Origin of the sequence: Solibacillus sp. FSL K6-1126 (assembly GCF_038003445.1) — a bacterium.
Taxonomy (GTDB): Bacteria; Bacillota; Bacilli; order Bacillales_A; family Planococcaceae; genus Solibacillus; species Solibacillus silvestris.
This window is the reverse complement of the sequence record NZ_JBBOPD010000001.1, coordinates 1,455,641-1,470,645: the sequence shown is the minus strand read 5'-3', so window position 1 is coordinate 1,470,645 and position 15,005 is coordinate 1,455,641. Positions and strand designations below refer to the sequence as shown.

The following is a 15,005-nucleotide window of genomic DNA, read 5'->3' as shown; positions in this document are numbered from 1 at the left end:
TCACTAAAAAGTGATGTATTGCTCAATGGAATGTTTTAATTCATCTTTTAAATCGATATTCGTCAAGTCTTCTCTCAATTGTCGCTCCATGTCATATAAATGATCCTGTAAGGCTTCAATAATAGAGTCCATCATAATTGAATCAGCTGCAAACGCCTTATATAAAAAACATGGCTGTCCTTTTTTCAATAAATCCAGCTCTTTTTTCAAACGAATATATGTTAACGTTCGTTTCATCAATTCTGCATAAGATGCGAAACCATATACATCATAATATTGGGCAATCAATTCGCTTTCAATCACCATCAAACTTTCAATCCACTGTTCAAATGACCGTTTTTGCGCTTCATAAAGACGTATTTGGTGCTCACAACGATTTACGATTCCTTCCGACAGCTTTTGGATTAAGAAAATATTCCCTGATTGTGCGAGTAACTGATAATACCGACCACTATAATAATCACCGGAAAGAACAAGCAGCTGCTGTTCTTTGCTCGTCGCTTCCACTTCCTTCACTTTTTCGTGCTCTGTCAGTGAAGCATGTACAATCCCAACTGTAACTGCGCTTATTTGATGTTCATCGTTCATAAGAGCACCATTTAAAAAAGGAAGCTGGATGAAAAACAGCTGTTCTTCTTGTAAAGTCGGTTGTCCAACGTTTTGAAGTAATGCTCTATGATGAACATGCTGAAGAATATTAGATTTTAGCGTCTGAACCGATTGTGTAATAGATGTTGCATTCATAGAAATTACTCCATTTCAATGTTATAAAGCATAAGTACGATTTTATATTTACCTAAAAATTACGATATGCTATTTTTTACTTTGAACCGTACCGTGTGCAGAGTGAATTTTAGCTTTACCGCGAATTTTCATTGCCGATGTATGTTCAGTAAACTGGGCGATCATAACTTCACCAGCATCCAGCTTTTCTGAATGGTGGAATTTAGTATCTGTCCCGCGTGTTAAACCAATAACATGTACACCATCTTCTTCTGCTTCGATAATAATATATTCTGATTGTCCCATTATACAATCTCCCCACATGTTAATTTCTTTGTCTATAATACCATATTTGTTATTATTATTTCATTTGGATGAATGTATTCACTTCATTGCGCTTTACTGCATCCTGTTCATAAATACCTCGCGCTACAGCCGTAACTGTTTTAGCGCCCGGTTTTTTTAATCCGCGCATCGTCATACACATATGTTCCGCTTCCACTACAACATAAACGCCTTTTGGATTCAGCATTTCCATAATTGTATCCGCTACAGTTGAAGTAATACGTTCCTGAAGTTGTGGACGGCGTGCTACTGATTCAAGGCAGCGTCCAAGTTTACTTAAACCTGCAACTTTTCCGTCTTTAGGTATGTAGGCAATATGGGCTGTTCCGTAAAAAGGAACTAAATGATGTTCACACATTGAAAAAAATGGAATATCTTTTACTAAAACTAGTTCTTCATGATCTTCATGGAACACTGTACTGAAATAATCACGCGGATCTTCTTGTAAGCCGCTGAACATTTCCGCATACATTTTCGAAACACGTTTTGGTGTATCCAGTAATCCTTCACGCGTCACATCTTCCCCAACTGCTTCCAAAATCATCTTTACTGCTTCTTCTATCTTATTTAAATCGACATTTGACATGAAACAAATTCCTCCTACAAACCAAAACGTTTATTATGTATAAATTTATATAAAGTGAAACTTCAATCAGTAAGGTTTTCCCCTACGGATTAGAAGAAACACAAGCTAAGTACCCGTTAATTGCGGGAAAATTAATTTTTAATCTATATTAAATTTTTCACTATTTGTTCATACCTAAGCGAAAAAGGTTAAATACACTCTTGAATCGTAGCACATTAAGCTCATAAGTTCAAAACAGTTATACTATTTTTAGCATAGTTAGGTAAAAACAACTGAAATCAAAAAAGAGCAGCTCTCAGTTAGACTGAGAGCTGCTCTATGTACCTCGAGAAACTGAATTATTTTACAGCGTCCTTAAGTGCTTTACCTGGCTTGAAAGCAGGTACTTTAGAAGCAGCAATTTCGATTTCCTTACCCGTTTGTGGGTTACGACCTTTACGTGCTGCACGCTCACGAACTTCAAAGTTACCAAAACCGATTAATTGTACTTTGTCACCCTTTGCAAGAGCATCTTGAATTGTATCAAATACAGCTTCAACTGCTTTAGAAGCGTCTTTTTTAGAAAGACCTGCAGCTTCAGCAACAGAGTTTACTAATTCTGTTTTATTCACACCATTCACCTCCTCTCAAAGGGTCATGAATCTAAATCCTGTAAAAAGATTAACATACAGAAAACCGCGACGCAACTGAATTCCTTCATGTTTTGCATATATTTCATCATTTTTTGAAAAAAAACTAAAATTACAGGACAATTCACCTATAAAAGTGAACCGCCCTGTAATTGTAAGTACTTCCTATTCAATTAGTATGTTAGATAATAAACGTGATTAAACCTCTTTCGCCTTCATTTATTAATCTTTCCAGCATGAGGCGCATTCTGTTTTTCGCATGTGTCGGAACACTTTTCATTTTGAAACGAATACTTTCCGTCAATACTTCATGGAGCGGTGTTCCGAATAATTGTGTTTGCCATAATGCCTGACGGTCAAATTCATAAGCATGCTGCAAGTCTTTCAGCAGGTGCTGACTGTGGAATTCAGATCCGATCAACGGCGAGAATTCCGCTTCCATATCAATTCGAATAATATGATAAGAAGGAGCTTTCGCCTTCATACGAACACCATAGAAATTGTTTTGCTCAATCAGCTCCGGCTCGCTCGGATCAAATTCATCCATCGCAGGCAATGTGACACCATAGCCGTGTTCCTTCGCTTGTTCAATCGCATCGCGGAATCTTCGCTGTGCCGCTTTTGCTTCTGAAGCTTCCTTAATAAATAGGAGCCACTCTTTCTTTGTATCGACTGGTTTTTCAAGCCATTCTGTACACGCTTCCTTATAGTAATCGTTGTGAATGTTGACACGTAATGTCGCAATCCCCTGTCCAGCATCAATATTTTCAACGGTACAACTTTCTACAAAATCAATTTCGCGAAGCAGTTGACTTGCTGCTTCCACATCACGGATTTTCATTGCATCATCTTGTAATTGCGCCGTTGCAAATGCCAATGTTTCATTTAAATGGTGAGTATCATCTAAAACATCCAACCAATCCGGTTTTTCAACTTGAATTTCATTCACATTAAACTCAAATAACGCTTCTTGCAAAATAAGCATCACATCGTTCAACTGCATATGTTGAATGGCTGTCGGAATAACAGGAACATCATATTTTTGTGCCAGGGCATTCTGTAAATGTAGTGTTTCAGTAGAATGCGGTGTCGTACTATTGAGAACAATAACGAAAGGCTTTCCAATCTCTGTAAGCTGCTCAATAATTTGCTGTTCCGCTTTTTCTACAGCCGCTCGTGACATGCCGTTTACTGTTCCATCTGTTGTCACAACAATCCCGATATTGGCATGATCCCGAATTACTTTATCCGTACCGATTTTAGCAGCCTCTTGAAACGCTATTGCTTCATTATGCCAAGGTGTTTGCACATACTTCGGTCCTGACTCATCTTCATAGCCTTTTGCGCCATCAATCACATAGCCAACACAATCTACCATTCTAACGCGAAACGGTATTGCACTTTCCCCAAAGGCAACCGTAGTTCCCTGTGCTGGGACAAACTTTGGCTCAGCCGTCATAATTGTAGGTCCAGGTGAGCTTTGAGGAAGTTCATCCATCGCTCGCATGCGGTCCTCGGCATTTTCGATATTAGGTAAAATCACGCCTTCCATTACCTTTTTAACAAACGTCGATTTCCCTACCCTAACCGGTCCTACAACGCCGATATAAAGATCACCATTCGTACGCTCTGCCAATTGCTGAAAAATATGCTCGCTAATTGTATTGCCTCCTTTATATACCGTAATCTTCTCCAATTAGAAGTATTCATTATCAAAACACTATATGTACTGACATTTTTAAATATGAAAAAGGTGTGCAGAAAGATTTAACTTTTTACACACCTTTTTTTGTTTAATTTTCTTTTTTCGTTGGATCATACATAATGACAGGCTCATTGTTTTCATCTACCGTGTACGGCAATGAGTAAGCTGGAACGACCGGGAAGTTTTCCACCAAGATTCCGCGAATGTCTTCTCCCGGCTCCGCTGTTATATTATTGTCTTTCATATACGTATATAAATCGATTGAATAATCGACATACAAGTCCCCTTCAGCAGATACGACAATCGGCAGCTGATTGTTCGAATAAGGACTTTGTACAGTTATATCTTCTTCATAGCCAATATTCTTAAAGTTAACCGTGTAGACATGCTCAACTATTTTATCTTTGAATTGCGGATATGTTGTTCCTTTGAAGCGGATATTAATTTCGCGAATACGTTCCGGTGTGCGTAAATCGACGAGCTTTACTGTTGGATTTTCTTCCGGATCCCAAATAATATATTGAAAAATACCGCCCTTTTCATAGGAATTTGCAGGAGGGGAGCCAATATATTTTGGAACAAGCTTTTCAAAGTCGATTAAGTATTTAATGAAGATGTCTGTATCCTGGTCACGAGTTTTAATCGGAAGAACCCCTGTATCTTCGCGATATTCATTGACCGCACGCTGTACGCTGGCAAGCATATCGACATCCGGCCTTAAACTGGACTGGTCAAAATTTGTCGGTGAGCCGCAGCCGGTCAACACTAAAATGACCAACGACAATAGAACAAACCATTTTGATGATCTCATATTATGTATTTCCTCCTATATTAGTTCGGCCATGTAAGCACGACAAGAACCATTAACAATGTGCCGATAAAAAACATGACATAAGCTACTAATTTCAATAAAAATGACAAAACCATATTATGTACCCACTTACGGACTGCTGTAATAATGAGAATTGATACTAACAGTAAACCAATCGAATAAAAAGAAATCCACATAACATCTAACGCATGCATACTCGCTAATGGGCCACGTGCAGAATTTAAAAGTAAATTTGATAGTGGATTCATGAGCTGCAGATTGTGTTGCACATTAAAACCGCCTTTCCATTTATTGTTGATACTGCTAATAATTATAGCCTTTTCAGGTAAAAAAAAACAGGAGGCATACAAGTATCCCTCCTTATTTGTGACAAATTATTAAATTAATTGGAAATCCTGAAAAATATACTAGTTCAGCTCATCTCATCAATTTCGCTTTTTTTCGTCCGCAGCATTAATGATTCAACCAATGCTCTCGGTTCCATATTATTGAACAGCACATCATATAGCGCTGATGTAATTGGCATAGAAACATCGTATTTTTTTGAGAGCTGATATGTCGCCTTCGTTGTCCGTACACCTTCGACAACCATTCCCATCTCATCCAGTACTTGCTCAAGCTTCATTCCTTTTCCGAGCATATTGCCCGCGCGCCAGTTTCGGGAATGGACACTTGTACATGTAACAATTAAATCGCCCATCCCAGTCAGTCCAGCAAACGTAAATGGGTTGCCCCCCATTTTAACACCTAGCCGCGTAATTTCTGCGAGACCGCGTGTAATCAGGGCAGCCTTTGCGTTATCACCGAAATCAAGTCCATCCGTCATCCCTGCAGCAAGCGCAATAACATTTTTAAGTGCCCCGCCAATTTCAACACCAATTACATCATCATTCGTGTAAACACGCAAATATTGATTCATAAATAAATCCTGCACTTTTTCTGCAGCTTCTAAGTTTTCGCAAGCAGCAGTTACCGTAGTCGGGTGTTTCAAAACGACTTCCTCCGCGTGAGAAGGACCAGATAAAACAACGATATCACTTACCGCATTTTCAGCAAGGCTTTCTTTCATCAGCTCTGAGATACGCATTAATGTATCCGGCTCAATCCCTTTAGATACATGGACAAATAATGCTTTTTCAGTTAAATACTCCGAAATGTTGCCGCAAACTTCGCGAATCCCTTTTGTCGGTACTGCCATAACAATCGTAGAACCGTGTTGCGCTGCCTCTTCTAAATTTGAAGTCGCCTTTAAATTACTTGGCAATATCGTATTCGGCAAATATTTTTTATTTGTATGCTGTTCATTAATCTCAGATGCCTGATCTTCGCGATGCGACCAAATTAACGTATTATGGCCGTTTTCAGCTAAAACAACGGCCAGTGCCGTTCCCCAGGAACCGGCTCCTAAAACTACTACATTTTCCATTAAAAAAACCCCCAATTTCACTTAAAGTCATTTAAAATTTATCCTTCAAGTCAAACCCTATTATGAACAAAAACGCTAGTTCATTTACATAAACTAGCGCTCTTTTTATTGATTTAGTCACGAGCACGTGTAATTAAACGTATCGGAGTTCCTTCAAAGTCGAAAGTCTCTCGGATACGGTTTTCTAAAAAGCGCTCGTATGAGAAGTGCATCATTTCCGGTTCATTTACGAATACAACGAATGTCGGTGGTTTAATCGCCACTTGTGTTGCGTAGTAAATACGTAAACGACGCCCTTTATCTGTTGGTGCAGGATTACGTGCGATCGAATCTTCAATTACTTCATTTAAAATTGATGATTGAATACGCATTGCGTGGTTTTCACTAACACGCTTAATAATCGGTAAAATATTGTGTACACGCTGTTTTGTTTTAGCAGATACAAACACGATTGGTGCATAATCTAAAAACAGGAAATGCTCACGAATTTGTTCTGTAAAGATATTCATCGTTTTCTCGTCTTTTTCAATCGCATCCCATTTGTTTACAACAATAATGACTGCTTTACCAGCTTCATGTGCATAGCCAGCGATTTTTTTATCCTGTTCCTGAATGCCTTCATCTGCATTCAGAACAACTAAAACAACGTCTGAACGCTCGATTGCGCGCAGTGCACGTAGTACCGAATACTTTTCTGTTGATTCATAGACTTTCCCTTTTTTACGCATACCCGCTGTATCAATAATGACATAATCTTGTCCATCATATGAGTACGGAGAGTCGATTGCATCACGAGTTGTCCCTTGAATTTCACTTACAATAACGCGGTCCTGACCTAAAAAGGCATTCACAAGTGAAGATTTCCCAACATTCGGACGCCCGATTAAAGAGAATTTAATCGTATCATCATCATATTGCTCTTCATCCGGCTGCGGGAAATGTTTCGCACATTCATCCAATAAATCCCCTAAGCCTAATCCGTGCGAACCTGAAATTGGCCAAGGCTCACCGAAACCTAATGAATAGAAGTCATAAATCATATGACGCATATCCGGGTTGTCGATTTTATTAATTGCCAAGACAACCGGTTTTTTTGTTTTATATAAAATTTTTGCTACTTGCTCATCTGCAGCCGTAACACCTTCACGTCCATTAGTCATGAAAATAATAACGTCCGCCTCATCAATCGCAATTTCCGCTTGTTGGCGAATTTGCTCTAAAAACGGCTCGTCTCCAATTTCAATACCACCAGTGTCGATAATATTAAATTCATGTGCTAGCCAATCAGCCGAACTATAAATACGGTCACGTGTTACACCTGGGATATCTTCCACGATCGATACACGTTCTCCAACAATTCTGTTAAAAATTGTCGATTTACCTACGTTCGGACGTCCTACGATGGCGATTACTGGTTTTGTCATCTGTACTTCATCCTTCCAAACTCTTGTCTTTCCGTATTATACACGAATTTGACTATTATATCATTTTTTCACAACATTCAAAATCGATTTCGATTTATCGACAAACTTTTCGAGGCGCATGATTTTCTAAAATACTCAAAAATTATCTAATATATTTTTATTTGTTCGAATAAGTAGCCAGCTTTCTAATATATTTCCCGAAAGTTCTAAAATGAATGCCACTTGTTCAAATAATGCTTGCAGTTCTTCTAAAATATCATTTTCTTTTTCCAATAAACTAATAGATCGTTCTAATAAAATTCGCCTCACAGCTATACCAATAGATTTCCCCAGCAAAAAACCGCCCATATAAGGAATCCTTACACGGGCGGTTTTGATCTTATTATTTTTTAAATCCTTTTAGCTGATCACCGATGACATCGCTGAATGAGAAGCCTTTATTTTCTTCCGGCAGCTCATAATCGAAATCCTCGTCACTCGCTGAATCTTCCTGCAATGCTTTAATGCTCAGTGCAAGTCGTTTTTCCGCCTCATTTACCTCAAGTACTTTTACTTCCACCTCTTGACCGTCTTTTAGAACTTCATGTGGTGTCGTAATATGCTTGTGGGAAATTTGAGAAATATGAACAAGTCCTTCTACTCCAGGGAATACTTCTACAAACGCGCCGAATGTAACAAGACGTTTTACAGTACCTGTTAAAATTGCGCCTTTTGAAGCCTTCTCTTCAATGTCTGTCCAAGGACCAGGCAACGTATCTTTGATCGATAATGAAACACGTTCATTCGGAATATCCACTGAAAGCACTTTTACAGTTACGGATTGTCCTTCCTGTAATACCGTCGAAATATCTTCAACATGTTCATGCGCTACTTGTGAAATATGGACTAATCCATCAATGCCACCCAAATCAATGAACGCACCGAATTTTGCCAAGCGCTGAACTGTACCTTCAAGCATATCACCCTGATGGATGTTTTGAATCACTTGTTGCTTTTTCGACGCTTTTTCTTCATCCAGTACTGCACGATGAGATAAAATGAGTCTGCCTTTTTCTTTATCTAACTCTGTAATTTTTAAACGTAATGTTTTGCCTTTGTAATCCTCAAAATCTTCGACAAAATAATCTTCAACGAGTGAAGCCGGAACGAAACCGCGTACGCCTAAATCGACGACAAGTCCACCTTTCACTACATCTTTCACTTCTGCTTCGAATACTTCACCAGATTCGAATTTCGCTTTTAAATCATCCCACGCATGCAGTGCATCTACTTTGCGTTTCGATAATACAAAATTCTCTTCTTCAACTTTCGTAATCATAAGCTCTAGCTGATCGCCAACTGAAACTATATCAGAAGCTTTTTCAATGTGTAAGCTTGAAAGTTCGCTAATAGGTATAATCCCGTCGAATGGTGCCCCCTCGACCGAAACCGTTACTGACTTCTCTTCAACCTGTTCAGCAACACCTTTCACAATATCTCCTTCTTGAAATTTTTGGTTTGACCCTAAATTCATTTCCTCAGACATATGTAGCCCTCCTTCGCGTATTCCACTTTTATTTTATTCGATAAGTTCTACAAAGACAAAAAATAACCCTTTATTTTCAGAAATTTCGTACGTTAGCTTCATTTTTTAATAGCAGTTACTGCATTTTTTGCTGCGCTAATTTCAAAATTTCCTGTGCCGCTTCATCAATTGATAAATTCGTCGTATCTAAAAATAAAGCATCTTCTGCTTGGATGAGCGGTGAGGCTTCACGTTCACTATCAAGCTTGTCCCGTAAAGCAATTTCCTTCTGTAATGATTCGATTGTTGAAGGAATACCGCGGCGTTCATTATCAAGGAAGCGTCGATGCGCACGTTCCTCAACTGTTGCAGACATGTAGATTTTAAGCTCTGCATCTTTGAGTACATGTGTCGCAATATCTCGTCCATCCATTACAACGCCGCCATCAGCAGCCAGCTTTTGCTGCATCGCTACGAGAATTTCACGAATATTCGCGTGTGCCGCAACTTCTGAAACATTTGCTGTAACTTCATTTGAACGTATAGCCTGTGACACATCTTGTCCATCCACAAAAACGAGTTGTCCCTGCTCAGACGGTTGTAATGTAATCGCCGTTTGCTGCAGCATTTTTTCAATCGCTTCTGCGTCATGTAATTGTATGTTTTCTTTCATCGCTTTATACGTCACTGCCCGATACATTGCACCTGTGTCGATATATGTAAATCGAAGTGCTTCGGCTACAATTTTTGCAATGGTACTTTTCCCCGCACCTGCAGGACCATCAATTGCAATTTGAATTTTTTTCATCATAATTAATTCCCTACTTTCCGTTGCTATTGTATCATAACCGAAAAAATTTTTACCTTCTTTACGCTATATTTTTTTGAAAAAAGCTGCTCCTCCATACATACCGGATCAACTTCCGTCACATTAGTTTTACTTATTTAAAAAGGTCTAAAAAGTATGATACTTTTTAGACCTCTCGCTTATAATTCATTCATTTCTTTCTTGCGGATCATTACTTGTCGTTCGAAGCAAAAACGGACAATTTGCTGCTTATCATAATCATCCGTATCCGTGAAATTCAATGAAGCCATCATCATTTCATTACGATTGAACACGTTCACTACTCTCGCATCTGTTTCTACATATCGAATTTCACCATTTATAAATGGCAGGACGACAAAAGCCTTGACTGTATCACCTTCAGTAAAATTGACCGGTGACTTAATATGAATCAATGACCCTCCAGCGCTAATGTCTTCAGCTGCAAGCTGAAATTTCTGTCCTTCATGTTCAATTGCAATATCTACAGGTGTTTCCACACGAACATATTCGCGACGCTGAATTTTAATAAATTCTTCAGCAGGTGGACATGCAAGCAGTATCATCTGAACATTGCCGCCTTTACGTCCTAAAACTTCCGTATTAAAGCAGTAGCTTTCTTTTTTTTCCGTACTGAATGTTGCACGGAATTGTGCGCCATCAATTAAAAAAGCAATTTTTTTAGTTGCCGTATTAATTGGATAATCGATAAAAATCATATTGTCCTGTCGATCGACAACACGACATTTAAATTTTTCGACCCTTTCCGTATAGGTTGGCTCCAGCGTTAGTTGCGTTCCAATTTTTAGTTCCATTTGCCTCTCCCCATAAGAAATTATTCATACTTTATTATCTCATGGGAATGTAAATATAGCTATATTTTTACAATTAATTTCACTGGACCTCGCACCTGATTCAAGGTACTAAAATACTTTTTCATTTTTAATTACTTCATGTGTTTCCGCATCGATTACAACACGATACGTATCCTGTGTCTTATTGTCGAGCCTTGCAATAACCTCATAACATTTACGAAGTTCCAGATTTCCATTGCCTGTATAAATTTTTTGCACTTGTTCAACACCTACATGATCAGCAAAAAATTTATCCCAATCTATCGGTACTTCGCTTTGTTCTTTAATTTTTTCTTCCTGAATATATTCCATTGCATTGACACCTAAAATCTCGGCGTTATCCTTCGCAATTTTCACTTGAATACTATCCGGGTAAATTAAAGCTTCATCATCTCCATACACTCTTGTAAATACGAGATGCCATGCTTCATGATTTTCTCGTGATTCGGAAAGCTTCACATCAGTGTATCCCACTTTATTCATAAAACTTTTTGCCGTATTTAAAATTTCTTCATGTGAACGCGCATCCTTTTTAACCGGTCGTTCAAGCAGGAACGAAAGAAGATGGCCTCCACTTTCCGTTATGTCGGCATACCCGATTTTGGAACCATGGATAAATTGAATATGATAGAACGGGTATGGTGCATCATCACTGCTTTTCGTAACCGTTACAATCGAATCGTCGATATTCGGGAAGAAGTTTTTAAATTTTTGAATGGCTTCGTTTTTCGTAATTTTTTTATCTTTTAAATGCTGTAATTCACGCTTTTTTTCATAGTCCGATTCACTCGCCGTTAATGGAAAATCGGTTTCATTATATGTTTTCAATTGTTTTGATACGTTCATAAATGGTGAATCTTTAAGATTGGTCGTTTGATTCGTTGACCATTTTTTTAAATTACCATCATTTTCATAAAATGCGACTGTGGCAATATTCCATTCCTCTGCGAAAGAATGTAAATTGGAAGCAACCGTTCCCATTTTATTGCGCCAGTTTTCGTAGTCTCCCGTAGCAGCCGCTTGTTTTGCATTATCACCGATTTTCCCTAAATAACGCATCCATTCATTTTGAACTTCTGCCTGGATCGGCAAATTCGCGACAGTTTTTCTTAAATCACTGCTCATCCGCCAAATGGAATCCAATTCATTATTTAATGCTTTTTCATCCTTAAAGAGTAAAGATTGTTCCACTGTTGTATGCAATGTCGATAACTTTTCAGTCGCTGCCGAGAGATCCCTTGATTGGGTAGCATAAACAGCTCGCTCCAAATCTTTATTCTGTGTAAATAAATCAAAGGATACAAAGGCTAATATAACAACAAATAAACCTAATAAATATGCAAATTTTTTCATGTTTTTACCCCCGCCTATAAGCAGAAAATATGCTCACCAATTTGTTTGATTTGAGGTCTCGACCAAATCCATTTACTCGTCGCTGTAACTGGATTAAAATAATACAATGCATTCTCGGATGGGTCCCAGCCGTTGATCGCATCCAGTACTGCCTGTTTGGCACGTTCATTTGGAGTAAGCCAAATCTGACCGTCCGCAACCGCTGTGAAAGCTAACGGCTGGAAAATAATTTCCGAAATCGTATCAGGAAATTCAGGGGATTCCAAACGATTCAAAATTACAGCTGCAACAGCAACTTGTCCTTCATACGGCTCGCCTCGCGCTTCCCCATACACTGCATTCGCTAAAATTTGCAAGTCCTGTTCTGTATAGCCTGGCGGCAGCTGCATGGAGGTTGTATTATTTGCACTTGTACCGCCATTTCCGCCTTTTTTCACCTGGTTTTCCAATGCTATTCCGCCGTAATACGTAAAGCTGTTCCCTGCATTGATTTGTTTATGAACCCATGCTTTATCAAAATCCGAATTATTTTCAAGCTTTTCCTTCGTCGACCTTCCGGCAATTCCGTCTACAGGTAGCCCGTACTGCTCCTGAAAATTACGAAGCGCCCAATACGTTCCGTAACCAAATTTCCCGTCAATTTTTCCATTATAGTAACTTAAATATTGAAGTCGTGCCTGTAACTCGATTACATCGTCACCAAATGCACCCCGTTGCACATCCTGACCTGAAAATGCAAATGTATGACTTACAAAACTACTTGATATAATGAATACGAACAAGACGATTTTTTTCACTGACATTTCCACTCCTTTTTCAGTAGGATGGAGAAATTTGAAAAGTTTATACATTGTAAAGTTGCTTTTTTAAGTCTATTGAAAATATTTTCTTTACTCGTTTTTCGTTTGCTAATAAGATTTTTTACATAGAAAAAGGTTTGCTACAAAAACATTTGTAACAAACCTTTAATAAATGATTGCTATAGGATAAAGTGAAACTTCAATTTCGAGACGGATAAATTCCTACCCGTTACTGCGGGATAAATGTTCAATTAGATGTTCGTGTGCCTGCTTTACTTTGCGCAGAGCAAATGTCCATAAGAACAGCATAAACGGCAGCATCGCATACAAAAAGTATTCTTCTAACATTAATATCGAATTATAGATAATATGAAGTCCAACAGGTGCAAAGAGTGCAAGGGCGATATACCTCTTCTGTATTTCTTCACTTGAAAACTTCCCTTTTCCGTAATAGTAACCCATGACTACACCGAACAGTGCATGACTCGATACAGGCAATAACGCACGCATAAAAGCTTGATCTATTCCGAAAGATAGTAAGTAGAGAACGTTTTCCACAGTAGCAAAGCCTAATGAAACAGCTGCCCCATACAAAATACCGTCATAAGGATCATCAAACTCAATATGGCGTAAGATTACGGCAAGAATAATGAGCCATTTCACAAATTCTTCTATCGAACTGGTAAATACGGCATTGATAAAGAATGGATTCGAAAATGTCTGTTCTTCTTTTATAACGAACTGTATAAATAAAACGGGGAATGTAATAACCCCGCCATATATGAAGGAATGCATTAATGTACGCCGTGGCTCGGTATCCATCTCATTGCGTAAATAAAAGTAGCTTAAAAGGGCTAAACCCGGCGCAATCGCTGCTGATAAAAGTATAAACATCATGCCGGCTCCTTTCGATTCTAGGCTCTTATTAGTATAGCACTATTTTTTCAATGCAGTGTAGCATACCCATTTTTTGTCTAGAAAATATAAAAACTCGGCTACTTTCACACCGAGTTTTTATTGTTAATGCATAAATGTATCAAAGTTCTTATTACCGTTTGCAATCATTAACAGGAGCTTGAGGCGTGCTTTTTTCGGATCAAAGTCCCCGCCCATAATGACACCGGCATCCTTCAAATAATTCGCACTACTGTAATAATCATAAGTCGGGAAAACACGCCCTTCTTCTGTCGATGTCGTCAATACAACTTTCGTCCCTTTTTGGCATAGCTTTTCGATCGCGCCCATCATTTTTGGGGCAACTTGACCTCGACCGGCACCGACAAGCACCACACCTTCAACATTTGCTTCGTAAAGGGCATCCAAAATAATAGAACTTGCTCCAAGATAGGCAAATACAATCTCGACAGCAGGATAGCTTTCTTTTATTTCATATACTTCTTTATGGGTTGGCTTCTGGTATATAATTACCTCGTCGTTATCGATAAATCCAAGCATGCCATAGCCAATTGCCCCAAAGCCGTTAATACTTGATGAGTGCATCTTCTTTACGTATTTGGAATGAATAATCTTTTCATTAAAGACGACGCAAACCCCTATATTTTTTGCTTCTTCATTTGAAGCAACCAATAATGAATTACGAAGATTGGAATAAACATCTGTACCAATATCGCCAGGTGATTTTTGTGAGCCCGTTACAATAATTGGACGTTCATCATGAATTGTCAGCTCTAAAAAGTAGGCTGTCTCCTCTAAGCTGTCTGTACCATGCGTAATGACAATTCCGCTCACCGATTGATCATTAAAAACATTTTTAATCGTTTGATTCAGTAAATTTAAATTTTCAAATGTCATATGCATCGATGGGATTTGATAGAGATCAATCAATTCAATATCCATCTCATTTTCCAGCTGGCACATTGATAAAATGGCTTGGCCATCCAGTTTGCCGGACTCGAGTTTGTTTTTATTATTGCGAGTACTCGCAATCGTTCCGCCTGTCGTAATAAGCACTACTTTTTTCTTCACAATATTCACCCC

17 protein-coding genes are annotated in these 15,005 nt (G+C 38.5%); all 17 read right to left on the bottom strand.

Annotation, left to right across the window (positions count from 1 at the left end):
• Nucleotides 1-3: 3 nt before the first annotated feature.
• Nucleotides 4-744: a heptaprenyl diphosphate synthase component 1 gene (locus tag MHH44_RS07100; RefSeq protein WP_340798143.1), complete on the bottom strand. Its 741-nt coding sequence runs from the start codon at nt 742-744 to the stop codon at nt 4-6.
• A gap of 69 nt (nt 745-813) precedes the next feature.
• Nucleotides 814-1,029: a trp RNA-binding attenuation protein MtrB gene (gene mtrB, locus MHH44_RS07095; RefSeq protein ID WP_008404919.1), complete on the bottom strand. Its 216-nt coding sequence runs from the start codon at nt 1,027-1,029 to the stop codon at nt 814-816.
• 55 nt (nt 1,030-1,084) lie between these two features.
• Complete coding sequence (gene folE / locus MHH44_RS07090; RefSeq protein ID WP_014824310.1) at nt 1,085-1,654, bottom strand: GTP cyclohydrolase I FolE; 570 nt, start codon at nt 1,652-1,654, stop codon at nt 1,085-1,087.
• Nucleotides 1,655-1,992: 338 nt separating this feature from the next.
• On the bottom strand, nt 1,993-2,265 hold the full coding sequence (locus MHH44_RS07085) for an HU family DNA-binding protein (protein ID WP_004232618.1): 273 nt from the start codon (nt 2,263-2,265) through the stop codon (nt 1,993-1,995).
• 199 nt (nt 2,266-2,464) lie between these two features.
• A complete protein-coding gene (gene spoIVA, locus MHH44_RS07080; RefSeq protein ID WP_008404922.1) occupies nt 2,465-3,979 on the bottom strand; it encodes a stage IV sporulation protein A in 1,515 nt (504 codons plus the stop codon).
• Nucleotides 3,980-4,076: 97 nt separating this feature from the next.
• Nucleotides 4,077-4,799: a hypothetical protein gene (locus tag MHH44_RS07075; RefSeq protein WP_065216962.1), complete on the bottom strand. Its 723-nt coding sequence runs from the start codon at nt 4,797-4,799 to the stop codon at nt 4,077-4,079.
• 20 nt (nt 4,800-4,819) lie between these two features.
• Complete coding sequence (locus tag MHH44_RS07070) at nt 4,820-5,089, bottom strand: DUF2768 domain-containing protein (RefSeq protein WP_008404924.1); 270 nt, start codon at nt 5,087-5,089, stop codon at nt 4,820-4,822.
• 143 nt (nt 5,090-5,232) lie between these two features.
• Nucleotides 5,233-6,246 (bottom strand): NAD(P)H-dependent glycerol-3-phosphate dehydrogenase, encoded by a 1,014-nt coding sequence (locus MHH44_RS07065; RefSeq protein ID WP_008404925.1) that lies wholly within the window; start codon nt 6,244-6,246, stop codon nt 5,233-5,235.
• Between the two features lie 113 nt (nt 6,247-6,359).
• Nucleotides 6,360-7,670: a ribosome biogenesis GTPase Der gene (gene der / locus MHH44_RS07060; protein ID WP_008404927.1), complete on the bottom strand. Its 1,311-nt coding sequence runs from the start codon at nt 7,668-7,670 to the stop codon at nt 6,360-6,362.
• 135 nt (nt 7,671-7,805) lie between these two features.
• Nucleotides 7,806-8,018 (bottom strand): hypothetical protein, encoded by a 213-nt coding sequence (locus tag MHH44_RS07055; RefSeq protein ID WP_014824312.1) that lies wholly within the window; start codon nt 8,016-8,018, stop codon nt 7,806-7,808.
• A gap of 34 nt (nt 8,019-8,052) precedes the next feature.
• Nucleotides 8,053-9,195 (bottom strand): 30S ribosomal protein S1, encoded by a 1,143-nt coding sequence (rpsA, locus tag MHH44_RS07050; protein WP_008404928.1) that lies wholly within the window; start codon nt 9,193-9,195, stop codon nt 8,053-8,055.
• A 115-nt stretch (nt 9,196-9,310) separates the two neighbouring features.
• Nucleotides 9,311-9,985: a (d)CMP kinase gene (gene cmk, locus MHH44_RS07045; RefSeq protein ID WP_008404929.1), complete on the bottom strand. Its 675-nt coding sequence runs from the start codon at nt 9,983-9,985 to the stop codon at nt 9,311-9,313.
• A gap of 176 nt (nt 9,986-10,161) precedes the next feature.
• The gene (locus MHH44_RS07040; protein WP_008404930.1) at nt 10,162-10,815 is read right to left on the bottom strand and encodes a flagellar brake protein; all 654 of its coding nucleotides are present in this window, start codon (nt 10,813-10,815) and stop codon (nt 10,162-10,164) included.
• 108 nt (nt 10,816-10,923) lie between these two features.
• A complete protein-coding gene (locus MHH44_RS07035; protein WP_340798142.1) occupies nt 10,924-12,207 on the bottom strand; it encodes a PepSY1/2 domain-containing protein in 1,284 nt (427 codons plus the stop codon).
• 14 nt (nt 12,208-12,221) lie between these two features.
• On the bottom strand, nt 12,222-13,010 hold the full coding sequence (sleB, locus tag MHH44_RS07030; RefSeq protein WP_008404932.1) for a spore cortex-lytic enzyme: 789 nt from the start codon (nt 13,008-13,010) through the stop codon (nt 12,222-12,224).
• 219 nt (nt 13,011-13,229) lie between these two features.
• Nucleotides 13,230-13,901: a glutamic-type intramembrane protease PrsW gene (gene prsW, locus MHH44_RS07025; RefSeq protein WP_014824315.1), complete on the bottom strand. Its 672-nt coding sequence runs from the start codon at nt 13,899-13,901 to the stop codon at nt 13,230-13,232.
• A 126-nt stretch (nt 13,902-14,027) separates the two neighbouring features.
• Nucleotides 14,028-14,993: an asparaginase gene (locus MHH44_RS07020; protein ID WP_008404935.1), complete on the bottom strand. Its 966-nt coding sequence runs from the start codon at nt 14,991-14,993 to the stop codon at nt 14,028-14,030.
• Nucleotides 14,994-15,005 lie beyond the last annotated feature (12 nt).